Genomic DNA, 26,013 nt, shown 5'->3' with positions numbered 1-26,013 from the left:
TCAGAAAACTACAAACGTTGGTGAACGCCGTGATCGATCGCCGCAAGTGGAACTGGGCGGACTGGGTTTTCTTTACGATATTTTCAACCGGATTTTTCATTAGCCTGCTTGCCATCGTTTTTCAACAGGACCCGATGTTCTACGAGCATCGGTCTGCAGCCATTATCGGAACGTTACTCGGGTACTTCATCCCGCTTGTCTTCTGGCGTCCGGGATACGTGCATTACTATTTTTTTCCGATCGCCATCCTTGTCACCAACGGGACTTTTCAGGTATGGGCAACCGTAACCTTGCATGAATCGATTCCCATCTTGACGCTGCCGGCCATAATCATGGGGTATTTGGCGCATCGTTCGACGATATGGTGGTTCGCTCCGCTCATCGTTCTGGGGCCGCCTATCCTGGATGTCTTCTTCGTTACGCAAGATCACCCCGCCTACGCGTTTATCGGCAGCATGTTTAATTACGCGATCATTTTGGCTGTAGGCATGGCGGTCAACCGGATCATGAACGACCATCTTCGCAGGAAACGGCTCTACGATGAAAATTTGAAGCAGTACCATCTGATCCGCGAACAGAACCGCGCACTCGAACAATATTCGACGCAGGTGGAGAAGCTGACGCTGCTCGAGGAACGGAACCGGCTCGCCAGAGAGCTTCACGATACGGTCGGCCATACGTTCACTTCCGTCATCATGGGCATGGACGCCGTCTCCTATCTTATGGATTCCGCTCCGGATAAAGCGAAAGAAAAGCTCGAGGTGCTTCGCAACCTTACGCGCAAAGGCTTGGAGGAAGTACGCCGGAGCATTCATCAAATCGCGCCGGTCGACGATTCCCACACGCTTTCGCAGCAGCTTTCGCAGCTTGCGGCCGAATTTTCCACCCATACCGGTACCCAAGTGAAAATTAAAGTAAGCGGCGACGAAATCGACCTGCCGAAGCAAATGCATTTGACGCTCATCCGCTGCCTGCAGGAGTCTTTAACGAACGCCAAGCGGCATGGCGAGGCGGTGCGCGTCGATGTCTGGATCGACTTTTCGCCGGAATCCGTCCTGCTGAGAATCGAAGACAACGGCTCCGGTACGGAAAAGCTGAAAGAAGGTTTCGGGCTTACGGCGATGCGTGAACGGATTTCCTCTCTGAACGGCACCTTGCAGGCTTCTTCCGCCAGGGGCTTCGGCACCACGATCACCTGTAAAATTCCGATTCGCCAGCCGTCGAAGTCCCTATAGGTTCGTTCGACAAACCGCTAGGCGAGCTAGCCTAGTACCCAAAGGAGGATAACTATGAAACCGATCAAGCTGCTGCTTGTCGACGATCAGGATCTCATCCGCGAAAGCTTGCACATCGTACTGGATATGGACCCCGATATTGAAGTAGTCGGCATGGCCGAGAACGGGCGTGTGGCGGTCGAGCTGTGCGAGCAGCATAGCCCGAACGTCGTGCTGATGGATATCCATATGCCGGAGATGGACGGCGTGGAAGCAACCCGTCAAATCAAATCCCGCTGGCCGGACATCAGGCTCATCATCCTGACGACGTTCCAGGAAATCAATTACGTCGTCGAAGCGCTGGGAGCAGGCGCCGAGGGCTATCTGCTTAAAGCGATTCATCCCAAGGACTTGGCTTCCGGCATCAAATGGGTGCATAAGGGCGGCACGCTCATCCCTCAGGATATCGCCAAAATGATGGTATCCCAACTGCAAAACGCATCGAACGGCCCGGCTGCCCCGGATATCGGCGGCATCGGCGCAGGGCGTCCGGAAACGGAACAAGCCAAGTCCGCCACATACGGACTGAGCGAGCGGGAGCTGCAGGTGCTCGGCTGCATTGCCGACGGGCTGAACAACCGGGAAATATCCGAGAAGCTGTTCCTCTCCGAAGGCACCGTCAAAAACTACATCTCCAGCATCTACTCCAAGCTGGATGTACGCGACCGCATTCAGGCAACCAAAAAGGCGCAGGACGAAGGCATGTTGTAATCCCGGTACCGCGGGCTGTATAAAAGGCGGAAGCTCTCTTGAAGGAGGGCTTCCGCCTTAGTTGCGTCTGCGAGTATGTTGACCGTGCTACGCCGCTTGCTTAACCGGCTTTTGCAGTAAGCTGCGCCCCGTCTTCAGCCGGTAAAACGCCCGTTCCAGCAGGGCGAACAGGGAACCCGACAGCGAGTAGAGACCTAAGGCGACGGGGGCTCGCCACATCACCCCTGCAAAAACAAGCGAAATGACCGCGGCCAGCAGCAGCCTCTGATTGACGGGCGAAGCCGCCATTTCCGACTCCCCGACGAGCGGTATGAAGCTTACCGCAAACGTCAGCACCCCCACGATGGCAGGCACCAGATGGAAGGGGTCCGCATGAGCAAACGTGTCTACCCACGGAACCAGCACCGATGTCATCGCACTGCCGTGGGAGGCGAACATGCTGTACATCCCCATAAAGATCGGCATTTGCAGCAAGGCGGTACCGATCGACGAAAAAGGCTTGACGCCGTTGTTCCGGTACAGCGCCATCGTCTCTTGAGCGAGCTTTTGCGGAGTATCCTTATGCTTTTCTCTTAGCTTCGCCAGCTCAGGTTTGATCTTGTGCTGCCGCACAAATTGGCGGGCCGTCCGCAGGTTAAGCGCGCCTAGCGCCAAACGGACGAGCAAAGTAAGCGCAATGAGGGCAACGCCCCAATCATGCGATAGGTGAAACAAAAGCGTGAGCAGCGAATGGAGAACAGCGGCGATCGGCTGCAGCACGGGCTGCATAAATGAAATCATACATGATTCCTCCCGGGATTTTGGATGGATGCTCTAGATAGGCATTCTCCATCCCGGAGGCCGGTTCGTCTCCCCTCGCCGCTTCCCTGAACGCCTGCGGCAGCTTTCGCCGGGCCGTGAGCAGCTTGATCGGCAAACGCCTGCGTGCCGCGTTCTTGTTGGCTCTAAGCGGCAGCAGGCACATAACCGCCGACATATCGATGCCGCGGATGCGAACCGCCTTAGGCCCCGCAATCCAAGCGCAGCACGACAACGCGCATACGAGAAACAGCACGACGTCAATCGACAGCTCCATTCGCTCTCACCTCCTTCACGCGCAAGCCAGATATACTTGGTAATACGTGCTGACACTTCCGGCGGTTGCACACGATCATTTCGGTGTAAAAAAAACGGCCAGCCCGGTCTCCAGAGAGAGCCGTGCTGCCCGTTATTGGACTATAGATCACTTTTGATAAAGCCGGTAAACAAGCGCCGCCGCTTCCGCTTTGCTTGTTTGGCCTTCCGGCTTAAAGGAGCCGTCCTCATAGCCGTCGACAAGCTTGAGCTGCTTCAAGGTAGCAACGCCCTCCGCCGCCCAAGCCGCGATTTGGTTGCTGTCGGCGAAGCCTGCATTCTGCAAGGCCGCATCTTTGGCAGGTTGAATATTCGCATACTTAACCATCGCCCTGCTGAGGATAACGGCAATTTCTTGTCTTGTAATCGTTGCCTTCGGATCAAATTGCTGGTCGCTTTTGCCGTTGATGATGCCTTCGGCGAATGCCGCCGCAATCTCATCGTAGTACGGGCTGGTCGCCTCCACATCCTCGAATGGCGCTTTCAAGCCGCCGCCGTCCAAGCCGTAGGCACGCACAACCCACGCCGCGAACTGCTCGCGCGTCACTTTGCTTTCCGGTTGGAACGCCGGGCTTTCATCGACGATCCCTTTGGTAAGCAATGCAGTGACTTCCTTCGCCGCCCAGTGGCCGGTCATATCATGGAACGAGAGCTTCGATTTCATGACCGTGTACTTGCTGAAATGGCTGCGAAGCACTTGAACTGTCTTCGTGACCGGATCATATTGACCGCCGACCGCTTCCCACACGAGCGTTTTTTCGTTCAGCATATAGACCGTCAAGCTTGCCAAATCCGCTTCGGAGTATTTGTTTGTATCGATTGCAGATACGTCGAACGATACCGGCATCGGTTTATTAAACTTCTCGACTTTCTTTTCCCCAATCGTAGCGCTGAATTCCATCACCGGAATGTTCGCCAGCTTCTCCGTTGTCACTGGCGTCGAGAATGCAACATTTTCTACGGTTTCTGCCGCGAGCGTAATATTTTGGCCGCCTTGCAGCGTACCGAACGTATCCGGCTCCACCGTAAATCCTACATTGCCCATTTGCATTTTTAGACCGGCCAAGCCGCTGTCTTGCACCGCTTTAACCAAATCGGACGATAAATCCGTCGCCAGCTTGGATACCGCATCGCTTGGCTTCGGAAGGTTAACCGTAATGACCGGCTTAATGTCGGCCTTGTCGCCAATAACTGTCTTTAAGTCGCCGGTAATCGAGGCAAGCGCTTGTTTAGCCTGGTCGATCTGTTTGCTCACCTGAATGGGATCCAGCGCCGTGCGTGCCGCATTACCTTCCACCTTCACATCTTTGCTTTCCAGTGTGATGGCTGCGGCTTTTTCGACCGCCTTCTTGCCCATATCGAGCAGACTATCCTTCAACTGCTCTGCCTTGGATGCATCGGCTCCCGCTGCGGCGATACCGATGACACCGGATACTTCCTTGATGATCGAACGCGTCAGCTCGACCGCTTTCGTACCGCTTTCGATTTTGTCGAACGCATAGGATGTGCTGCTGAGCATGTCCTGAATCGATTGAACGACCTGCTCCTTCTGCTTCGCATCCTTCATGCCTTCCAAAAGCTTGGTAGCGTTTTTTAGCGTATCCGTGAAGGCTTGCACCGTTTTCTCGGCGTCTTTGCCATCCGCTACCCCTTTTACCGCATTAGCGATATTGGAGAGCGCATCCTGCGCCAGCTTGGTTTTATCGGCATCGGACTTGCCGGTATCGGCAGCAAGATCCTTGAGCTGATCGTTACCGCTGTTTACGGTCTGCTGCGAATTGCCTTGTTGGCCGCTGCCTGTTCCGGAGCCGGTATTGCCGGTATTGCCCGTGTTGCCTGTGTTGCCCGTGTTGCCCGTGTTGCCCGTGTTGCCTGTGTTGCCCGTGTTGCCCGTGTTGCCGCCCTCGCCTCCGGTGTTGCCGTTCGAGGAGACCAACGTAAACGTTTTGTTCAAGGTATACGTTTGCCCGCCGAGCTTCAAGCTCGCTTGAATGCTGTACGTGCCGTCATTTTTAAGATACGTGTAGTGCGGATAGCTGCTTTTCGCATCCTTCAGGTCGGTTACCGTTTGACCTTGCGAATCCTTAATCGTTACATTTAGAGACTCCATTAAGATCGATTTCGAGTGAATGGACATGCTGGTGTTAAATACGAACATCTCCGGTTTCCAAACGTTCAGGATTGCATTTCCTTTGTCATCCGCAAAGCCGAGTCGAATCCATGGCTCACTCGCGGAACGAGCCAGCGTATCGTTTTTCAGCCCCAAAATATCCAGACCGCGAATGTCTCCCGTCACGACTTGGTTGATTTGCCCTGCTTTCATATCTTCTTTATTGAAATGGACATTATACCGGTAATCGTTGCCGTTTACGAGACGGGCAACCGTAACATCGATATTGCCGGGCGCAAGATATAGCGTTTCACGCGGATAATAGCCTACATTCAATTTGGAACCATTATCGAGCAAATACTGAATGCTATCAAACAGTGTTCCTTTACTTGCCTTCAGCACGGAAAGCTTCGTCAAATCGCTGTCGATAGCCAGCTTGTTGACATCCTGATCAAACGCCGTTTCGCCCAAGGAAACGAACCCGCCGTTCCCTACTTTGGCGATAGCATGATAGGTTCCCTTCGTCGCATAAAAATAATTGTATTTGCGGGTTGGCGTCGCCCCCGAGTATTCGTCCCCGTAAATATTCATTGTACCGTAAACCGTTGCATCACTAATTCCTTTGCGAAGCAGCGAGATTTGCGAGCTGATGCCCGAAACGTCTACCTTGGCTACCTGCTGCGCCGGAATCCGTGCATCAATGACCATATTGTATTCTTGGCCCGGCTCCACTTTCTGTGTACCGTATAAATAATAGCCGATTTCATGGTTATTGTAGCCTATTTCCAACGGAGCGACATGCCCGATCGCATCGACGCTTACAACCGCCGGAGCCGGCACGACGATCAGGGCGCTTGTCCACTCGTCGCCGTAATAGTTTCTTGAATAGAAGCCGGTTCTAGTCCCGCCTTGCGTCGATTCGGCCACCACTTGCTCCAGCTTCAACGGTACGCCGCCTGGATAGCCGAATTCCGCTTCCGGGCGATCCAAGCCTGAAACCTTGACGACTGCCTGTTTGGCCGGATCGATGACGTTCAAGGTGATTGCTTTAACCAAAAAACCATTTTTGGCAAATTGCAGATCGCCGGAAATTTGCTCTTTAGGGATCGTCCATGAAACAACGCCGTTCGCATCGGTTTTGCCGATTGCTTGCCCGTTTCTCGTTACAACGACGTCTGCCATCGGCTGTCCCAGCACACCTGTCACATGCTCGCGTACCATGATGCTTGCTTGCGCGGCTTGCTGCTGTGTAAGGTATCCCTTGTTCGCATAATCAATGACTGCCCCGTTTGCATCCTTCAGCTCCAAATCCAACTGTTTTTTGGGCAGGACTACGATATCCTTCGTGGCTACTATCGTTTTCTTTCCATCGTTCGAATAGAAATTAACTTTGTAGGTACCCGACTCAACCGGCATCCACGATAAATATTTGTCTTTCCAAAGCTTGCCCTCAACCAGTTTGTCCTCAGAGGCGGTATATTGGGACGCAATCGTTTTGTCTCCTTGCAGGACTTCGGCCTGGAGGCTGTATCCGTCCACCAATTGTCCGTATTCGTCCAATGTATTCAGGACGACCGAGGCGCGCTCCCCAAGTATGATTTGCTCCTTCTCTTCCCCGGTCGGCCCGGAAGCCACGTTGCTGCTATAAAGCTTTACGGAGCTCTTCATTTCCTTTCCGGCGCGGAACGTGTAGCTGCTGTCCGTAGGAACGAAATACGATTCTACAATCGCATCCGTCCAGTCTTGATTCATCGCGACGTTCAATTTGTAAATTTGCTCGCCTTTCTTGACATACAGCTTGCCGCCGTTCGGAATAGCGGAGACGAGCTCATTGTAGTTATACCGCTCATTCAAATGCCCGATTCGGACGATCGCGTTATTTAACGCATCCGTATAACCGGCATTAATCGCAATAATCGAGAAATCGCTGGCTGCGAACGATTTGGACACCGTCGTTTCCGGCTCGGTCGGCGTCACACGATCCCGAAGCACCACTTTATCCTTCGTTCCGGGGATCGTCGCTTCTGCCGTGATCTGATAGTCCAATCCTTTCTTCACATACATGACGTTGTTGAAAGGGGTCGAAGAATATTGGCGCTCCGCCTGCTTGTAGGAATCGTTGACAATCATGCTGATCCCGCTTACTGGCAGCGATTGGCCTTCCCATTTATATTGGAGCGAAACCTTGCCATAGGCTCTGCCGTCCACGACAAGCGATTTCTTCTTGCTCTGGCCGTCGGGCAATAAATCCTCATCATTGACCGCAAATTGATACAGGCTTCCATCAGGAGTACTCAGACTCTTCTTGTAGCCCTGCACGGGTGACGATTTGCTGATATACAGAATGTCAAAGGTCGCATTCCCGTATCTGTTCGTATATCCGCCGTTGTCGGTCGACACCGACGTGCTCAAGTTTCCAGGGAATAGCTTCCCGCCATGATCCAAATATTTGATTTCCGCGATGTAGTAGTTGGAGAAGCCGTTACCGAACCGATCCTCCACATAGATCGCATGAATAAAATAGTTGTCGCTGTCGCGGTTGCCTTCTATTAGTACGACTTGATCCAATCCGATTGGCGATTGACCGGCAGCAAGAAGCTTGAATTGCCCCTTATCGTCCAATTTGATTTTCCGTTCATTCGAGCCATAACCGTTTTTGATAAAAATATCCTTATTTTTCATTGGGACACCGTATTCGTCCTTCACCGTTACGATGACTTCCTTGTCATCGCTGCGAATGAACCTGTCTTCAGCAACGACCAAGGAATCAACGCCTTTTGCCGTTCTTTCCACAACGATCGACGGGCTTGCCGGCACCAGGTTAACGGACTGCTCTACGTTGGTAACCGCGCCCTTCTCCCCCGTATACGATGCTACCAGCTTATAAGCGCCGCTATTCAGATTGTTGAACGTTAGCGAATGGCTCAGCGTATAAACGGATCCGCTAACCGTTGATTGAAGCTGCTGCTTCGTCGCGGTTTGTTCGTGCCCGACCTGCTCGCCCTTATCGTTCATCATTTTATATGTAATGCCGGAAAGTGCTTCCCAATCCTTATAGGTAACATCGAGAACGCTGCTTAAGACGGCGTTTAAGCTTCCTGATTGATTTTTGGTTACTTCTTGCACGTTTGCCGAGCTCGCTGCCGCAGCCGGCAAAGCGCTCGTAAAAGCCAGTAAAAAAGCCAGTAAGACAATCAAAACGCGATTTTGTCGAAATTGCTTCATGTTATGTTCTCTGCTCCTTTTTGTAACCCTCTATGATGGACTTTCTTCTGACACATGACAATCCTGCAGTCCCAATTGCTCCTTCCCTTTAGTGACATTTTACCTAGCCACCGGTCAAACATGATCATTATATAGAGAATCATATGAAAATGTTGTCATTTTTTGTCGTTTTATCGGAATAAATTTGGTGACTTTTACCACACTTTTAACATTTATTCGACAAAAAACGCCATCATTCAAAAAAAGAATGGCGTTTTGAACAAAAAAAAGCAGCGCATGCGCCCGGAGATACGGAGCACATGCACTGCTTGCTGGATGACGATGCCTATGCCGCCAGCGACTGCGAAGCTTTCTGTTCGCGGCGCTGCTTGCGCGATTTGCGGAAGTGAAGCAGCTCGTAGGCGACCGGAACGACGACCAGCGTAAGCAGCGTCGATACGGTCAGTCCGCCGATAACGACGACGGCCAAGCTTTTGGAGACGAGGCTGCCCGACTCTTCGCCTTTGAACAGGAGCGGCAGCATCGCGCACACGGTGGCGACAGCCGTCATGATGATCGGGCGAAGACGCGTGGCGCCGGCTTCGAGCAGCGCGTCGCGAATGGACATATGCTCCTCGTTGTGCTTAACCCGCTCCAGCAGCACGATCGCGTTCGTAACCACGACGCCGATCAGCATGAGCGCTCCGATCATTGCGGACGGATCCACCTTCACTTGGAAGACGACCAGGCCGATGACCGCGCCGACAGCCGCGAGCGGCAGCGAGAACAGGATGGCGAGCGGTGCGCGAAGCGTTTTGAACGTAAGCACCATGATGAGGTACACGATACCGATCGAGGCCAGCATCGTCACGCCCATATCGGCGAATTCTTTTTGCTGGGCTTCGCTTGCCCCGCCTTGCTGCAGCTTGACGCCGTCAGGCAGCTTAATGGCGGTCACTTGTTTGTTGATCTCGGCGGATGCCGCGCTCAGCTTATCCGGGTTAACCATTGCGTTAATCCGCAAATATTGGTTGCTGTCCTTGCGGAACACGCTGCTGGCTTCGCTTGATTTGACGATTTTGGCCACTTTGGACAGCTCCGTCGGCCCTTGCTCCGTCAACACCTGAAGCTTGCTCAGCGCGCCTTCCGTAGTCGGATCCTCGAAAGCCTGGAGAATAACCGGCGTATCTTTGCCATCGACCTTAATGGTACCGATCGGCGCACGGTTCAGCAGCATTTGCAGCTGGCCCGCGATTTGCTGAGCGTTAGCCAGCGACGGATCGACTTCCACGTTGTACATCGGCTTGGTTTCTTCCTGGTTGCTGACGATTTTGTCTACGCCGTCGATGCCTTTCAGGGAATCGACCACAGTGCCGGACGTTTTAATCAGCTCGTCGACGTTGTTGCCGACAAGGTCGAGCGTAATCGTCGAGCTGGCGCTTCCGCTCATCGACTGCGTGGAGATTTCGAATTGCGCGCCTTTGTAATTGTCCTTCTGTTTCTTCATTTCATCGATGAAATGCTGCGCGTCCGCGCCTTTCTTGATCGTGACGAAATAGTCGACCTTCGTGGCCGGTTTCACTTCGCCCCACTTGGCGTCATCGGCGCTGTTGCCGGAAGACATCATGACCATATTGACTTCAGGCTGATCCTTCAGCGTTTGCTCCAGCTTTTTGCCGTTCTCTAGAACCGTTGCAACCGGCGTATCGCTCGTATATTCAAGCGACATCGATACCATGCTCGAGTCGGAAGCGCTGATCGCACCCTTCGGCATATTCAAGTACGTGCCGATTGCGCCGGCCGTCAGCACGATAGCGATCGTGATCGGGACCCATTTGTGATTCAGGCTGAAACGAAGCATATTCATATAGCGCTTCGGCTCTTTGTGCTTCGGCATGCTTGCTTTTTGCAGCAGTCCTTTGCTCATCAGCGGCACGACGGTCAACGCTACCAGAAGCGACGACAACAAAGCGTACGTGACGGTCAGAGCGAAGGGCAGCATAAAGTCATGCAGGGAGCCTTGCACGAGTCCCATCGGAAGGAATACCGCTACCGTCGTAAGCGTCGAGGACGTAATCGCGCCGCCCACTTCCTTGACCGACTGGGTAATCATCTCGCGGGTCAACGCCTCGCCCTGCTGGGCTCTCCGGAAAATGTTCTCGATAACGACGATACTGTCGTCTACCAGACGTCCGACGGCAACCGCTACGCCGCCCAGCGTCAAAATGTTCAGCGTAATGCCGGTTTGATGCAGCATGAACAGCGTCATGCCGAGCGATAACGGAATCGACACGATCGTAATAAGCGTCGTGCGGATGCTTCTCAGGAACAACAGGATGACGATCGTTGCGAACAGCGCACCCATGCCTACTTCCTTCATCATGCTGTTCACGGAGTTTTTCACTTGGTCCGCGGATGCCCAGAACACGTTCGCTTCCAGGTTCGCGTTTTCTTTGTTCAGCTCTTCGATTTTTTTGGCTACGCCTTCGCCTACGGCTACGGCATTTTTGCCGGCTTCCTTCATGACGACGGCCATCATGGCGTCGTGCATGTTTACCCGGGTGACATTCTCGGCATCGAGCTTTGCCTCGATGGTCGCGATGTCGCCGAACTTGACGCCCGGCGCAATGACCAAGCCCTTCAAGGCATCCACGCCGTTCAAGCTGCCCGTCACTTTAATGTTGCTCGCCTTGCCGTCGATCGCCTTGCCGGCAACCGCCGCCGTCATGGTCTGTCCTTGCAGAACGCCCATTACGGTATGCAGCGGAAGGTTCAGCTGCGCCATTTTATCCTTGTTAAGCGTTACGTTTACGTTCGAAGCGGCACGGCCATAGATCGAGACCGTCGATACACCCTCTACGCTTTCCAGCGCAGGCACGATTTTTTTGTCGAGGAACTCCATGTTCGTTTTGTTGACCCCGTCTTTGAACGCGATCGAAATTTGCGAAATCGGGATCATGCTCGTATTCAATTGAAGCAGCATCGGCTTGCCGACGCCTTCCGGGAACCGAAGATCAGCGATCGCTTCCTGTACTTCCGCCTTGGCCGCCTTCATATCCGTACCGGAGCCAAAATTGATGTCCACTCTCGAGAACCCGTCGCCCGAAGTGGAGAAAATCTCCGTCTTATGCTTGACGTTCTGTACGGCCTTCTCGATCGGCTCGGTGACGTTCGCCACCATCGATCCGGTGCTTTGCCCCTGCCCAAGCGTCGTTACGGTTACCTGCGGCATGTTGGCTTCCGGCATATACTCGAGCGGGAGCTTGAAATAACTCATCGCCCCGACCACCAAAATGAGCGCCACCATCAGGATAACGGACGCCTTGTTTTTGAATGCCCATTTCGTAAACCAAGTCACGTTTTTTTCCCCTTTCTTTTGTAAACACCCGGTTCCCTTGAGTTCCATGCTGTATGCTTTGGTGTTTATTCCGCACGTCTTATCATGCTTTACGTGTTTTAGCTTACCGTCTGCGGGTCATATGCAAATAGTGCCGCCTGTCACAACCTCGGTCATGAGCAAGTCATGGTCTGCTTTATTTTGGAAAAGACTAAGAGTTACAGCCGTGATAAAAGTCATATGACCGAGCGTCAAAGTCACATGACGCGATGCATGCCGAAGGTTTGTCACAAATGGCTGACTTTTTTCGTTATAGGGTTGCCGTTGCTCCGCGCTTCGGGAATGATACAATGAAAACAATCGGATCGTACATTTCAGCCGCTTATTATACATTTTTTTGCGGAACGGGATAATGGGATGTCTAGAACGAATTACGGAGGGATGACAGTGACTGCCATGCATGAGCGTACGGCCGATCTATACGTAGCCCATAAGCCGCTCCTACTGTCGCTTGCTTACCGCATGCTGGGCAGCCTGAGCGAAGCCGAAGACATCGTGCACGAAGCCTTTCTTGCCTTCGATGCCGCCAAAAACGGGCAAACCGAAAACGTGCGCGCCTACCTGTGCAAAATCGTAACCAATCGCTGTATCGACCGTCTGCGCAAAACGAAAAGCGAGCGTCAGGTATACGTTGGGCCGTGGCTGCCCGAGCCATGGGTGGACGGTAGCCGGGCAGCCGATCCGCAGGAAAGCCTCGAGCAAAAAGATACGCTCTCTACGGCTTTCCTCCTGCTTCTGGAAAAACTGACGGCCGCCGAACGCGCCGTGTTCGTCCTGCGCGAGGCACTGGATTACGAATATGGGGAAATTGCCGGCATCGTCGGCAAAAGCGAAGCCAACTGCAGGCAGCTGCTTCGCCGAGCCCGAATGAAGCTGGCCGGCTGGGAGGAAGCGCAGCGGCCGCAGACGCAGATGGAGCAAAGCAGCGCGCTCGTTAACGAGTTCGTCGATGCGCTGTCCGCCGGCGATGCCGCCCGCCTGCTGCGCGTCTTCACCGCTGACGCGGCGCTGCTCTCGGACGGCGGCGGCAAAGTGATTGCCGCCAAGCGGCCGATACTCGGCCCGCAGCTCATCGCGACATTCCTCGTCGGCGTGAACGAGAAACGGAAGGAACCGTCCACCATCGAATTGACGATGGTGAACGGCCTGCCCGGCCTCATCCAACGCGTGGACGGCTCCGTCCACGGCGTTTATTCCTTCGCCGTACGCGATGGCCTAATCTCGGCGGTCTATATCATGCGCAACCCGGACAAGCTGCGCCGTCTTAATGATTGATTGCCGTCATTGCGTGAAAGTCGCTTAGCGAGAGTAGTGGCGGTGGTGGCAGTTGTAGCGTAGTGACAGTAGCTGTGACAGTGAAAGGCGCGGTGATGGGAGCAGCGATGGCCGTAGCAGTATTTGTGACGGAAGTAGTAGCGTGATAACGATGGCGGTTGCAGTAGCGGCGGCAATTGCTATGGCAGTGGCTGATGGTGCCGGCATGCGCCTAGCCACTACTGCCCATGCTGCTTTCTGTAATTTCGCATTATTGAACTCAAATTCACTAATAGTGAACCAAAATTCACTATTTCCGCTCCAAAAGAGGATATTTCCCCGTATAGTGAACCAAGCGGGCGCTATTTTTCCCTCGGGTTCACTAATAGTGAAGTTTCCTTCACTTTTGGACATGCAGGCCTACTTTCGACTCCAAATAGTGAACTTAGGTTCATTAATAATGAACCTCGTTCACTATTTCGATGCATAGTAGCGACGTTGAACACCAACTACGAACAGGAGACTAGTTTTCTCGCTTCCCGCGCCAACGACGATGCCAGCTCATCCTTTCAGCGCCCGCTTCACCTTGGCGGAGACGCAATTGAACTGAGGCCCCACACACTCCCACTCCCAAGCCAGCTACCACACCGTCTCATCCTTTCAGCACCCCCCCACCTTGGCGGAGAGGCGGGATAAACAAAGGCCAGTTAGTTTTTTCGCACCAACTCCCACTCCCGAACCGACTACGATGCCATCTCCACACTTCCATCTCCCGCGCCAACGACATCCCAGCTTATCCTTACAGCACCCGCTCCATTGAGATACCGCGTACTAACCGCCAAAGCTCGAGGTACCCCGCCAGCTTCCGCAGCGGTTAATTTTCCGCGTGCAAAAAATTACAACGAGCGGAAATGAGCGTGCAAATTGTGAGAGGTTGCCGGAAATAAACACGGGGACTACGATGAGACCGAAAGCTTTTCGATAGCTTGGGATGCGAAAGCCGGCATGTCAGGTACATGAAGGGAAAGTACGACTAAGAACGGAACGGAGCGTGGGAACCATGGAATCGGTTACGCAGAACAAACGAACAAATCCCGCTGACTGGAAGATAGCGACCTCATGGGGGTTACGAAGCGACTTTTCGCCGGCAGACATGAAGACCGCCGGGATTAGGCCAAACGGAAGCGGAGCAAGTCCCTTCCGCCGGGGACGGAAGGCAAACCGTCAAGCCTTGGCAGGAGCCGGTCGTCGTCTGGACGCTTCTTTCCGGCCTTCTGACAGCCATGGTGTTTCAAGGGATGTACAATTCGACGCTCAGCCGGCTCATTCAAGTGCACGAGTCGACTTACGTGCAGTTGTGGACGCTCTCGATCGGCGCCGCGTCGCTTGCCGGCATTCTGCAAGCGATGCGCTGGGGATTGCAGCCTTGGCTGTCGCCTTGGATCGGCAAAAGATTCGACGCCGCTAAGAATCAAGGCCGCATGTTCGTCGTCGTGCTTGTCTGCGCTTCCAGTTTGCTGGCTCTCGTGCCGTTCCGCATGCCGCTGGCCGTGTGGCTCGCCCTGCTCCTAGGCTTACAGCTAGGAGTTACCGCCGTCAGTACCATCATCGATGCGCTAGCGACCCATGCATCCTCGCGCGCATCGAAGCTGGCCGTCATGACCTCCTACACCGTGGCGACCGATCTTGGCGCCTCGTTAGGCCCGTCCATCGCGTACGCGCTGGACGAAGCCGTCGGCACTTCAGCCATCTATTGGTGCGCAGCCGGCGTTCTCCTGCTGCTGGCGGTTCGATGGCTGGCGCCGTTCCGCATGCCCGATCGAACGATCCGCACATCGACGCTCCGAGAGGAACGCTGATCGGGAGCACCCCACAAAAAAGCTTGCACACCAGCCGTTCGGTAGAACGGCCGATGTGCAAGCTTTATGTTTCCTGCGAAAGCAGCGGCGCCAGCTTATCCTGCAGCGCGCGCTCCAAGTACGGCGAAATATGCAGAAACTTCGCGTACTCGCGATATTCTACTGCCAGCTTGCGCAGAGCCGCGGCCGGCTGAGCCTGTTTGACGGCGCGGATCAACAAGTTCTTGGGCGTGTGCTCGAGGTCGATAAATTCGAGCATTTGCGTTCTGTAGCCGACGAGCTCCAGCAGTCTGGCACGGGCTGCGTCCGTCGCAAGGGCGGCGAACCGCTCCTTGAGAATGCCGTGCGTCAAAAGCGGCGCAAGCGCCTGGCTCTCGATTTGACCGAACAGCTCGTGCTGGCAGCAAGGGACGGACAAAATGACGTCCGCTCCCCAGCGCACGGCTTTCTCAAGCGCCGCATCGGTGGCGGTGTCGCAGGCGTGCAAGGTAACGACCATGTCGACATGCGACCGGTCCGTGTAGCGGCTTATATCCCCTACGAGGAAACGAAGCCCGTCGTATCCTAGCCTGCGGGCCAGCGACTCGCAATGCGCAATGACGTCCGCTTTCAGATCGAGGCCGGTTACGTCGATATCGAGGCCGCGCACCTGCGTCAAATAATGATAAAGCGCGAACGTCAAATACGATTTGCCGCAGCCGAAATCGATGATGTGCAGCTTCCGTCCCTCCGCCAAATGAGGAGCGACATCGTCCACCATTTCGAGAAACCGGTTAATTTGACGAAACTTGTCGTACTTAGCCGCGAGCACCTTGCCCTCGCCGTTCATGACGCCGAGCTCGACGAGAAACGGCACGGGCTTGCCTTCCTCGAGCACGTAGCGCTTTTGGCGGTTATGCGTCAGGCTGACCTCTTTCTTGGTCGCCTGTTTCTTTAAGATTTGCGCCTTCTCTTGGCGGTTGACGAGAATCTGGTAATCGGCTTCCTTCGCCTGTACGAGCGCTTGCTTGAAGCCGGTGCGCAGCAGCTCCGTCAGCTTGCCGGCCGCCTCTCCCGGCTCGACGTTCTCATGACGCTCCTGCGGTCCGACCGTATAGGCGAACTGCACGCGCAGCTGCCCCTTCAAGAGGACAGGCTTCGCCTTCACTTTGCTGGGCTGCTCAGCGTCTTTGCGCCGTGGGTTGCTGAGCGTCGCCTGCAGAAGCGACTGCTCCCCGATCAGCTGCTTTAACAGCGTCAAAACCTTCTCCATGCCTGTTCATGCTCCGTTTCCGATGGTTTCCATAATTTTCATAGTTTCCGATGGCTTTTCTCCATACCGTCAATCATGTATGTAGCAGTATAGCAGCTTGCCGCCTGCCTGCCAACCTTACCGGATCGTCCTTTTACGGTGGGCGTAAATCCAGTACTTCTTCATGTCGCGGACAAGATCGTCTTCAAATTCCAGCACTTTGTCGACATAATCGTCGAACGTTTCGAACCGGTGCGGCTCCACCTCGAGCGGTTCCCCTTCACCGTTCAGCCGAAGCGTCCCGCGCCCCCGGTCGGCCAGCAGATGCGAGAGCCGCATGAGCAGAAAATCCTCCCACGTCGTTGCATCCTCCTCGCGGCATACCTTATACCCGTCCGCAAGCTTGAACAAGAACAAGCCGTGCTTACGCAGCATCACTTCGGGAAGAAGCACGCACCTGTCCTCCAGAGGCACCAGCTCGCACGCCCACGTCTCCGCAAACTCCTGCAAAAACGGCTCCAGCAGCACATGCGCCGCGTTATTGCAAATATGCAGCTCCGGCATCGCTACGCCTCCCTTTCGTTATTCGATCGCAAAACAGATGGCTCCCGGCACTTCCAAGGAAATCTCTTCCTTCATATTATGTCATCCGTTAGCAAAGGACAATCATGCCGAGCATGTTAGGAATAATCCTCTACGCAGTCCATCTGCCGAAATCCGCAACAGCTAACGATCAAACCTATCGACAAAAAGAACCGGACAAAAGCTTACGCTTTCATCCGGTTCGGTCCCCTGATCGAAGGACTTCCTATTTTCCCGCGCTCAATTCGACTTTCTTCTTGTACGCGTTCATTTCCTCGAACACTTTTTTGTAGTTCGCATCTTCTTTCGTTTTCTTGACGAACTGGTCGTAAGCATCGATCGTTTCCTGACCGAGGATAACCTTTACCCGGAAATCCGTTATTTTCTTGTTGATGTCCGCCCATTATTTGTTGTAAGCCTCCGATACGACGCCCATCGCAGGATCCGGCAGGAAGGACTTCGATCTTTCCTCGACGGTCTTCTTGTTCTGCTCATAAACGTCATCGGCGGTCCCGACGCTGTCGATAACCTGCGCAAAGCCGAGCGGCCGCCAAATGCTGCCCAGGTTGCCGACGACGACAACAAGATCCTTCTTCGCCTGCTCTGTGGCAATTTTGCGGCCGTCCTTCTCGTTGTAATGAACGCCCTTGATGCCGTAGTTGGCGAGATCGTTCCCTTCCTGGCTGTAGCCGTAGTCCAGAAACTTCAGAATGCTTTTCACCTTGCTCTCGGGAACCTTTTTATGGATCAAATAAGCCCCGTAAAAGCCGCCTGTTGCCGGCACGTTCGTGTTTCGTCGACAAGCTGCTGGCCGTCCTACAGGACGACTACCTGTCGAATATTTCGCTCGATCAGCACGCGGAGCAGTTCGGCGTCAGCGTATACAAGCTCAGCAGAGGCTTTAAGCAGGTAACGGGAGAAAACTTCATCGACTACGTGACCCGGCTGCGTCTCGGCAAATGCATGGAGCTGCTGCTCACTACCGACCTCAAGGTGAATGAAATCGCGGAAAAGCTGCAGTATAATTCGCCATACTTCGTCCGGGTCTTCAAGAAACACACGGGCATGACGCCGGGGCAGTACCGGGAGAAGCATAAAAGCATGTAAAAACAGGATATCGCTTCCGTACGGCGAATCTAAATATAGACAAAGCCATAGAAATCCACAAAGGATAAACAGCTTCGCCGTCCTTAGATGGCGCGTTTACCGAGAAGTCGAACAAACAGCGGAGATATCCTTTCTGAACCGTTGGAATAAAAGCCAAAACTCACTCCGAAGACAAGGTGGTTATCGCGATGGATGGATGGAAACAACCGGCTACGGAAGCCGAGCTCGAGTCGATTCGCCGAATGGCCGAACGGATCAAAGCGAACGTAAGCCGGGTGATCGTCGGCAAGGAGGACGTGATCGAGCAGCTGCTCGTGGCGCTTATCGCGTCGGGTCATGTCCTGCTGGAGGATGTGCCCGGCATGGGCAAAACGCTGCTGGCCAAGTCGCTTGCGCGCTCGCTCAGCGTCACATTTAAGCGCATACAATTCACGCCCGACCTGCTTCCGTCGGATCTAAGCGGCATTAACTTTTATAATCAGAAAACGAGCGCCTTCGAATTCCGTCCCGGGCCGCTGTTCGCCAATATCGTGCTTGCGGACGAAATCAACCGCGCGACGCCGCGGACGCAATCGAGTCTCCTCGAGTGCATGGAAGAGCGCCAAGTGAGCATCGACGGCGAAACGCATACGTTGTCGCGGCCGTTCCTCGTCATCGCCACCCAGAACCCTGTAGAAAATCAGGGTACCTTCCCGCTCCCCGAAGCGCAGCTGGACCGGTTCCTGCTGAAGGTCGGAATGGGCTACCCGACCGCCGAACAGGGGGTCGATATCCTGCGCCGCTTCAAGGAATCGAATCCGCAGGAAACGCTCGATTCGGTCGCCGAGGCGGCTGACATCGTCACGGCGCAGACGCATTACGGCTCGGTGCTGGTGCATGACGACCTGCTCCGCTATATCGTAGCGATTGCGGAGAAGACGCGCACCCACCCCGACATCGCCTTGGGCGTCAGTCCCCGCGGCACGCAGGCGCTGCTCAAGGCGGCGCAGGTAGTGGCGATCCTGCGCGGCCGCAGCTTCGTCACGCCGGACGACATCAAGTCGATGGTCAAGCCGGTGCTCGCGCACCGGATCGTCACGAACAATGCGCACCGTCTTCAGACCGGGCGAACGGAAGCGATCCTGGATCACATTTTGCGGGAAGTCGAGGTTCCGACCGAGGAAGCGCTCGCTCAAGGGCGATCGCGATGAGCATCCACTGGCTGCTGTTCGTGCTGGTGCTCGTGCTTGCCGCACAAGCGTTTTTGTACCGCCGCCGGGCGCTCGCCCGGGTAGGCTACGAACGGTATTTCAGCGCGGCGTCGTGCTTCGAGGGCGACGAGGTGCAGCTGATCGAACGCATTTCCAACCGGAAGCTGCTGCCCGTCCCTTGGCTGCGGCTCGAAGCGCTTATGCACATCGGCCTTCGTTTCGAGCGGCAGCATAACCTGTCGATCAACAGCGGCGAGTATTACCAGAGCCACCAAAGCTTCTTTAGCCTGCTGCCCTATACACAGATCGTCAGGCGGCACCAAATCCGGTGCATCCGCCGGGGCTGCTACGACTTGAGCTCGGCGACGATGACGAGCGGCGACCTGATCGGCATGAGCCCCGTCGTCAAGCGGCTGTCCTTGAACTGCCGGCTGCTCGTCTATCCCCGGCCGATCGAATTGGAAGCGATTCCGCTGCCCTCGCACAGCTGGCTCGGCGACCTGATCGTGAAGCGCTGGATCGTCGACGACCCGTTTCTCGTCGCCGGCGTACGCGAATACCGATACGGCGATTCGCTGAACCGGATCAACTGGAAAGCGACGGCGCGCAGCGGCGGGCTGCAGGTGCGCCAGCATGATTTTACGGCCGATCACAGGCTGATGATCTGCCTCAACATCGACAATGACGAGAAGCAGTGGGATGCCGTAACCGATCCTGAGCTGATTGAACAAGGCATCGCCTACGCAGCGGAAATAGCGCGATACGCGCTCGGACAGGGCGTACCGACGGGCTTCGGCTGCAACGGTCTGCTGACGGACGGCGGTAAAGAGCCGGTGCGCATGGCCGCGCAAAGCGGCGGCATGCAGCTGACTGCGGTTTACGAAACGATGGCGATGCTGCTGCTGGAGCGGAGCGTCACGTTCGACGATTTCCTCGCGCTCGAGACGGAGCGAAGCGGACAGACAATGGACTACTTGCTCATTACGGCGTACGTCGACGCGAAAATGCAGCGGCAAATCGATAAGCTGCACGAGCTCGGGCACGCGGTCGAGCTGCTGCCGCTGCGCCGGGAGGAGGAACGGATCCATGCGGGAACATAATGCGGAAGGCAAACCTGTACGGCGTTCGGAAACGCCGCCGGTCACAAACGGTTCCGGAGCGCCGTCTGCGCAAACGCCCCCCGGTTCGGCAAACGGACTGAAGATAGGCGCCATTCTGGAAGCCGGCTGGCATGGAGCCGTGGAGCTGCTGCTGTTTTTCCCGCTGGCTTTAGTCGCCTACCTGTATATCGTACCTGCCGGCATGACGCTTGGCTGGTGGCTCGTCCTCTTGCTGGCCTGCTGCCCGCTCGGCTTCGCAATCGGCATGCTTGCCCGGCGAATGCCTAAGGTGCTGGGCTTCGCCGGTACGATGCTGGCAAGCGCGGCGCTTGCCTATCTCGCTGCTGCAGCACCTGCCGGCGCATTCGGTACGGCGAGCACGCTGGATAACCCTGCCGGCTTGGCTCGCGCCGTCGCCGTTTGGGCGATCGCATGGTTTCTTGCGGCGCGCGGCGGCAAGCACGTTAGGCGGCGTTGGCCGGAGCTGTTTCCGACCGTTTGCTATGCGGTGGGACTGATCAGCTACTTTCTCGTTTCCGTCATCGCCCGTTTCGCTGAAGCCTGGAAGCCTTACTCCAGCCTGCTCTGGTGGGTCGGACTCGCAGCCGTACTGGCTAGCCTGTTCTTGAGCAACCGGCGGCATTTGCAGGCGAACGCCTACACGGGCGACGATTCGAGCGAATTGGCGGCTTCCGTCCGCTCGCAAAATACGATATGGACCGTCGTCGTCTTCGTTGTGGTGCTGATCGCGGCTGCCTTTACGCGCATCAAAGACGCGCTGGCAGCGGCTTTCAAGAGCTTGGTGCAGTTTATTTTTTGGTTCTTCTCGCTGTTTGCGTCGGACGGCCAAAAGGCGGAGCAGACGCCGGAGCCGACTCCGGCGCCGCAGCAGCAGCTCCCCCCGCCCGGCGAGCCGTCTCGACTGGCAGAACTATTGGAAAAGCTGTTTTTTGCGCTGACCTACGTTTTGCTTGCCGCCGCCGTCCTTTACGGCTTGTACCGTTTGGTTAAATTCGCACTGCCGCTGCTTCGCCGGTGGTTGCACAGGCTGATGGAGCAATGGGGGCTCGGCCGCTCGGCCGACGAAGCCCGGAACGGCTACGTAGACGAGAAGCAGAGCCTGCTCGACTGGGCGGAAGTGCCTGCCGCATGGGGAAAGTCGCTCCGCGACCGCCTCTCCGCCCTGCTGGCGCGCGAGCCGAAGTGGGACGACATGCGGACCAATCGGGAGCGCGTGCGTTATTTGTACAGGCTGACGGTTCTGCAAGCGATGAAACGCGGGTACGACTGGGAGCCCGGCAGCACGCCCGCGGAAACGATGAAGCAGCTCGGGAACCGGCACAACCGGATTCCGGGACAGGGACAGGACGCGGCAGCAAGCGGTTCGCCTGCGGATCCGGCCGCCAGCGCGCTTTCAAGCGCCTATGAAGAAGCCCGTTACGGAGAACGGGATCCTTCCGACGATCGCACGGCTAAGCTGCGCAAGGATTTGCTGAAGGAGTAAACGACGCTATACTTCCACTATGTCTACCTGTCATATCGGTTTTATTTTTTTCCACCTATTGACGATGTTTCCCATCCCCCCTATAATAATCCTATTATATTACTGGGAATTAACCGAGAAGCTCGGCTGCACTCCTCTTATATGGAAAGTATGCAGAAAGAAGCGGCGCACGGTTTTCGGATTACCTATGGGGGAAGGATTGATTTACATGATGAAACGTTTACCACGCAAAGCACGCTGGACGTCCCTGCTTTTAGTAGGAGCTTTGGCTACGGCTATCGCAGGCTGCGGCGCCAAATCGAACGATCAAGCGGCATCGCCATCCGCATCCACGTCGGCATCGCCTTCGGCAAACGCGTCTGCTGCGCCTAAGAAAGAGACAAAGAACATCACCGTCGGCTATTTGGCCGTTATGGACGATGCGCAAGCGCTTGTCGCCTATGAAGGCAAATATTATGAGCAGCAAGGCTTGAATGTCAATCTGAAGCTGTTCTCCAGCGGTACCGACCTGATCAAGGCGATTGTCGGCGGTCAAGTGGACGCAGGCGTGCTCGGCTTCACGAACGCGGCGACATGGGCTTCGAAGGATGCCGATCTGAAGGTCGTTGCAGGCGCGCAAATGGGCTTCCACAGCTTGCTCGTGGGCAAGGACAGCAACATCAAATCGGTCGCCGATCTGAAAGGCAAGAAGCTCGCGACGCAAAAGCAAGGCAGCACGGCCGACGTCGTCTTGAACGGCGTAGCGCTGGCCGACGCGAAGCTTACCAAAGAAGATATTCAAATGGTGTATGTGGAGCCGAACGTTGCGATCCAATCGCTGCAAGCCGGCCAAGTGGACGCGGCATTCGTATTCGAGCCGTTCGACAAAATCGCCCAGAAGCAATTCGGCGCGAAGCAAATATACGAAGTCGGCAAAGTTTGGCCGTTCCCGTGCATGGTGGTCATCACCTCCGGCGACCAGCTGAAGAAGGACCGCGACAAAATCAACCGGATGCTGGACGCGCAGAAGCAAGCCATCGAGCTGCTGCAGAAGGATTCCGCTAAAGCCGCTTCCCTGATTACGAAGCACTTTATCGAAGGCGATTCTCTCGATACGCCGAACGGCAAAGTCAAAGCGGTAGACGTCATCAAGGAATCGATCGATTCGCAAAAATTCACTTGGGAGATTTCGGCGGACGACACGAAACGGATGCAGGAAATCATCGATATCATGGTGAAGCAGAAGTCGCTTGATAAATCGATTAAAGTCGAAGATATTCTTGACCTGTCCTGGCAAAAATCTCTAAAATAACGGAAGTGCTTATTTCCGTTAAAAGGAGCAACACCGATGAGTAAAGAGAAAACGCAATCCATACCGAAACCTTCGCAGCGAAGCGGCCCTAAGCCGCTTCGCCTTTTGTACAGAATGTGGCCTTTTTTCGTTGCGGTCGGCAGCCTGCTGCTGATCTGGCAAATCATTTCCTGGATAATCGGCAAAAACTTCTTGCTGCCAAGCGTAGCGTCGACGATCCCTCGTTTATTTTCCATCTTCGAAGACAAGCAGTTCACCAAAGGCATTCTGAACAGTTTATATTGTCTGGCTATCGGCTATCCGGTTGCCTGCCTGCTCGGTTCGCTGTTGGGGCTGCTGGGTGGCGTATCCAAGCATTTCGCGCTTTATTTGCGAAGCCTCGTCTCGATCCTGCAGTCGATTCCGCCGATCACCTGGTCGCCGTTCTTCATGATTTTGCTCGGCTTCGGCAATATGACCGTCATTTCGATCATTACGATCGCCAGCTTCTTCCCGATGGCACTGTCCGTACTGAACGGCACGGAAGGCGTTAACCGGACGCATATCGAGCTTGCCAAGACGCTTGGCGCAAGCCGCGGCCAACTGCTGACAAAGGTGTTTGCGCCGGAATCTCTCGCCGCTTTCATGACCGGAGCGCAAGTATCGTTCGGCAACGCTTGGCGTTCGCTTATTTCCGCCGAAATGGTCGGCGCGGCAAGCGTCGGTCTCGGCAGATACTTAAGCTATCGGTCCGAAATCGCGGACATGAAGGGCGTTCTCGTCAGCATCATCATTATCGGCAGCATCGCCGCCTTCATCGACCTCGTCCTGCTGGAGCGGCTGAAGCGCAAGCTGCTTCACTACCGGTACGTATCGGGAGGGGACAAGTAATGCAGACGCTACATTTGGATCAGGTAACCAAACGATTCGGCGACCTCGAGGTGCTGTCGAACATCGAACTCAAAATAGAAAAAGGCGAATTCGCTGCCATCGTCGGTCCTTCCGGCTGCGGCAAAAGCACGGCGCTGCGCATGTTCGCAGGCCTTGAAACGTCAACGACGGGCCGCGTGCTGGCCGACGGCATCGACATTGCGAAGCCGGACCCCCGGCGCGTCCTGATTTTCCAAGAGCACGCGCTGTACCCGTGGCGGACGGTGGAAGCGAACGTCGGCTTCGGTCTCGAGCTGGCGGGCGTATCCAAGAAGGAGCGCAAGCCGCGCGTCGACGAGGTGCTGGAGAAGGTCGGCTTGAGCGGCTTCCAGAAGTATTACCCGCATCAGCTCTCCGGCGGCATGAAGCAGCGCGTTTCGATCGCCCGGGCGCTCGTCATGAACCCGGATGTCCTGCTCCTCGACGAGCCGTACGGAGCGCTTGACGCCATCACCCGGCTGACGATGCAGAACGAGCTGATCAAGCTATGGCGCGGAACCGGCAAAACGGTGCTGCTGATCACCCACGATATCGACGAAGCGGTTTATCTCGCGGACACGATTCATGTGATGAGCCCCCGTCCGGGACGCATCGTGGAAACGATGCATGCGGGCATGCCCCGCCCCCGCAACCGGAACGGCAGCGAGTTTGTGGCGCTGCGCCAGCGCATCATGGATGCGCTCGATATCGGCACCTATTCGATTTAATTGACGGCAGCCTCAACCGCGTTACGCGGTTGAGGCTTTTTGCTTTTATCCGCCAAGACTCTCCTTCCTGCTCATGCATAAGAACGGCCGATTCGGGCATACCAAAACAGGTGTGATTTGGTGATTCGACTCCCGCGAATCAGTAGGGAACTGCCTTGAATCATCACTTACCTTTGGTTGGGATTCATTATGAGGAGGCCGAAACTAGGATGAGCAACGTGAAAGTAGCCATTGTTTATTACAGCTCCACCGGAACGAACTACGAGCTTGCAAAAAAGGCGGCGGAAGGCGTTCAAGAAGCAGGCGGCGAAGCCAAAGTCGTCAAAGTGCAGGAGCTCGCCCCGGCTGCGGCGATTGAATCGAACCCCGCCTGGAAAAGCCATGTAGACGCGACGAAAGACGTGCCTACGGTACAGCTCTCGGATTTGGAGTGGGCCGATGCGATCATTTTCAGCACGCCGACTCGTTTCGGCAATATGGCCGCCCAAATGAAGCAATTTCTGGACACGACGGGCGGTTTATGGTTCCAAGGCAAGCTCGCGAACAAAGTCGTGTCGGCGATGACCAGCGCCAGCAATGCCCATGGCGGGCAGGAAGCGACGGTTCTGTCGCTGTACACCACGATGTATCACTGGGGGGCCATCGTCGTAGCTCCAGGGTACACCGATCCGATCTTGTTCCAATCCGGCGGCAATCCGTACGGGACAAGCGTCACCGTAGTGGAAAACCAGCCGATCCCCGACGCCGTTCTGGCCGCAGCCAAGCATCAGGCCAAGCGTGTCGTGACCGTAGCCGGCTGGGTAAAAAACGGACAAGGCTCGTAAACGGCGGCACCCCCTATTTCGAGCGCTATCGGGCTCGGAATAGGGGGTGCTTTTTAATTTGCGGGACCGTCGTTTCGTTTGAACAGCTTCTCGACCAGGGAAGGCGGCTTTCGGTTTCCGTATGTCGTTACGCGCGATAAAGGCAGGTTCTCTTGAGGGACTTCCTTTTCTTTGGCGGCGGCAGCCTCGACAGAGAGCGTTAAGTCCTCCAGTTGCGGGGCGGGGTACGCCAGCTCGGCTGACGACAGATGCATCGGCATCGGCATCGGAGGCATTAACAGGTCCGCATATTCCTGACTCCTTCGTTCCGCCTGAGTCAGACGCCACTCCATATCCATGATTCGATGCTTGAGCTCCTCCACCGTAACAAGCAGCCGGTTTATCGTATTCGTAAGTTCGGCCATCTCGTTGGGAACGGATGCCGATTGTTCCGCGGAGGCAGGGAGAACGGCTCCCTGAGCGGATGCTTCCGCTTTTCCTTCTCCCCCCGCACCGCCTAGCAGCGCTTGCCGTTCTTCCTCGGTCAACACATTTCGCAGATCCATCGTACCGCCAACTTCCTCTCATCACAGCCCGCATTCCAATCCGAAACGGACAAACCGAACGCCTTCGCTTCACGCTTCAGCGCCTAACAGGAGCATGCTGC

20 protein-coding genes are annotated in these 26,013 nt (G+C 55.4%); 12 read left to right on the top strand and 8 right to left on the bottom strand.

The window, feature by feature from the left end; translation table 11 throughout:
* Positions 1–20: 20 nt before the first annotated feature.
* On the top strand, positions 21–1,235 hold the full coding sequence (locus ACKGJP_RS02600; protein ID WP_409347053.1) for a sensor histidine kinase: 1,215 nt from the start codon (positions 21–23) through the stop codon (positions 1,233–1,235).
* 54 nt (positions 1,236–1,289) lie between these two features.
* Positions 1,290–1,985: a response regulator gene (locus ACKGJP_RS02595; protein WP_409344141.1), complete on the top strand. Its 696-nt coding sequence runs from the start codon at positions 1,290–1,292 to the stop codon at positions 1,983–1,985.
* 87 nt (positions 1,986–2,072) lie between these two features.
* Here the strand turns inward: ACKGJP_RS02595 and ACKGJP_RS02590 are convergent, their stop codons facing one another.
* The 4 genes from ACKGJP_RS02590 to ACKGJP_RS02575 all read right to left on the bottom strand — a co-directional run bounded on the left by ACKGJP_RS02590 (position 2,073) and on the right by ACKGJP_RS02575 (position 11,770).
* Positions 2,073–2,765: a YidC/Oxa1 family membrane protein insertase gene (locus ACKGJP_RS02590; protein WP_409344140.1), complete on the bottom strand. Its 693-nt coding sequence runs from the start codon at positions 2,763–2,765 to the stop codon at positions 2,073–2,075.
* On the bottom strand, positions 2,680–3,060 hold the full coding sequence (locus tag ACKGJP_RS02585) for a hypothetical protein (RefSeq protein ID WP_409344139.1): 381 nt from the start codon (positions 3,058–3,060) through the stop codon (positions 2,680–2,682). Before ACKGJP_RS02585 ends, ACKGJP_RS02590 begins: the two co-directional genes overlap by 86 nt.
* Before the next feature lie 147 nt (positions 3,061–3,207).
* Complete coding sequence (locus ACKGJP_RS02580; RefSeq protein WP_409344138.1) at positions 3,208–8,433, bottom strand: S-layer homology domain-containing protein; 5,226 nt, start codon at positions 8,431–8,433, stop codon at positions 3,208–3,210.
* A 325-nt stretch (positions 8,434–8,758) separates the two neighbouring features.
* A complete protein-coding gene (locus tag ACKGJP_RS02575) occupies positions 8,759–11,770 on the bottom strand; it encodes an efflux RND transporter permease subunit (protein WP_409344137.1) in 3,012 nt (1,003 codons plus the stop codon).
* Positions 11,771–12,205: 435 nt separating this feature from the next.
* Between ACKGJP_RS02575 and ACKGJP_RS02570 the strand changes: the two genes are divergently transcribed.
* Both ACKGJP_RS02570 and ACKGJP_RS02565 read left to right on the top strand, forming a co-directional pair.
* Positions 12,206–13,084, top strand: a complete 879-nt coding sequence (locus ACKGJP_RS02570) for an RNA polymerase sigma-70 factor (RefSeq protein WP_409347052.1) — start codon at positions 12,206–12,208, stop codon at positions 13,082–13,084.
* A gap of 1,277 nt (positions 13,085–14,361) precedes the next feature.
* Positions 14,362–14,922: a hypothetical protein gene (locus ACKGJP_RS02565; protein WP_409344136.1), complete on the top strand. Its 561-nt coding sequence runs from the start codon at positions 14,362–14,364 to the stop codon at positions 14,920–14,922.
* A gap of 64 nt (positions 14,923–14,986) precedes the next feature.
* On the opposite strand, the gene ACKGJP_RS02560 is transcribed toward ACKGJP_RS02565, so the two are convergent.
* The 3 genes from ACKGJP_RS02560 to ACKGJP_RS02550 form a co-directional block, all read right to left on the bottom strand.
* The gene (locus ACKGJP_RS02560) at positions 14,987–16,174 is read right to left on the bottom strand and encodes a class I SAM-dependent methyltransferase (RefSeq protein WP_409344135.1); all 1,188 of its coding nucleotides are present in this window, start codon (positions 16,172–16,174) and stop codon (positions 14,987–14,989) included.
* Between the two features lie 117 nt (positions 16,175–16,291).
* On the bottom strand, positions 16,292–16,717 hold the full coding sequence (locus tag ACKGJP_RS02555; protein WP_409344134.1) for a hypothetical protein: 426 nt from the start codon (positions 16,715–16,717) through the stop codon (positions 16,292–16,294).
* A gap of 421 nt (positions 16,718–17,138) precedes the next feature.
* A complete protein-coding gene (locus ACKGJP_RS02550; RefSeq protein ID WP_409344133.1) occupies positions 17,139–17,519 on the bottom strand; it encodes a hypothetical protein in 381 nt (126 codons plus the stop codon).
* On the opposite strand from ACKGJP_RS02550, the gene ACKGJP_RS02545 reads away from it, so the two are divergent.
* From ACKGJP_RS02545 to wrbA, 8 genes are all read left to right on the top strand, one after another.
* Positions 17,510–17,842, top strand: coding sequence for a helix-turn-helix transcriptional regulator (locus ACKGJP_RS02545; RefSeq protein ID WP_409344132.1), 333 nt, complete (start codon positions 17,510–17,512; stop codon positions 17,840–17,842). The two genes, ACKGJP_RS02550 and ACKGJP_RS02545, sit on opposite strands and share 10 nt — an antisense overlap.
* A 188-nt stretch (positions 17,843–18,030) precedes the next feature.
* The gene (locus tag ACKGJP_RS02540) at positions 18,031–19,032 is read left to right on the top strand and encodes an AAA family ATPase (RefSeq protein ID WP_409344131.1); all 1,002 of its coding nucleotides are present in this window, start codon (positions 18,031–18,033) and stop codon (positions 19,030–19,032) included.
* Positions 19,029–20,132, top strand: a complete 1,104-nt coding sequence (locus ACKGJP_RS02535) for a DUF58 domain-containing protein (protein WP_409344130.1) — start codon at positions 19,029–19,031, stop codon at positions 20,130–20,132. The genes ACKGJP_RS02540 and ACKGJP_RS02535 overlap by 4 nt, the downstream gene beginning before the upstream one ends.
* The gene (locus ACKGJP_RS02530) at positions 20,119–21,636 is read left to right on the top strand and encodes a DUF4129 domain-containing protein (protein WP_409344129.1); all 1,518 of its coding nucleotides are present in this window, start codon (positions 20,119–20,121) and stop codon (positions 21,634–21,636) included. The genes ACKGJP_RS02535 and ACKGJP_RS02530 overlap by 14 nt, the downstream gene beginning before the upstream one ends.
* Positions 21,637–21,844: 208 nt before the next feature.
* Positions 21,845–22,927: an ABC transporter substrate-binding protein gene (locus ACKGJP_RS02525; RefSeq protein ID WP_409344128.1), complete on the top strand. Its 1,083-nt coding sequence runs from the start codon at positions 21,845–21,847 to the stop codon at positions 22,925–22,927.
* 36 nt (positions 22,928–22,963) lie between these two features.
* A complete protein-coding gene (locus tag ACKGJP_RS02520; RefSeq protein ID WP_409344127.1) occupies positions 22,964–23,797 on the top strand; it encodes an ABC transporter permease in 834 nt (277 codons plus the stop codon).
* Entirely contained in the window at positions 23,797–24,543 is a 747-nt protein-coding gene (locus ACKGJP_RS02515) for an ABC transporter ATP-binding protein (protein WP_409344126.1), read from the top strand. Before ACKGJP_RS02520 ends, ACKGJP_RS02515 begins: the two co-directional genes overlap by 1 nt.
* Before the next feature lie 209 nt (positions 24,544–24,752).
* Complete coding sequence (gene wrbA, locus ACKGJP_RS02510; protein ID WP_409344125.1) at positions 24,753–25,367, top strand: NAD(P)H:quinone oxidoreductase; 615 nt, start codon at positions 24,753–24,755, stop codon at positions 25,365–25,367.
* A 53-nt stretch (positions 25,368–25,420) separates the two neighbouring features.
* Here the strand turns inward: wrbA and ACKGJP_RS02505 are convergent, their stop codons facing one another.
* Positions 25,421–25,912 (bottom strand): hypothetical protein, encoded by a 492-nt coding sequence (locus ACKGJP_RS02505; protein WP_409344124.1) that lies wholly within the window; start codon positions 25,910–25,912, stop codon positions 25,421–25,423.
* Positions 25,913–26,013: the final 101 nt, after the last annotated feature.

Source organism: Paenibacillus litoralis (assembly GCF_046244365.1).
Classification (GTDB): domain Bacteria; phylum Bacillota; class Bacilli; order Paenibacillales; family NBRC-103111; genus Paenibacillus_V.
The sequence above is the reverse complement of the archived record's forward strand: the minus strand, read 5'-3'. Positions and strand labels throughout refer to the sequence as shown.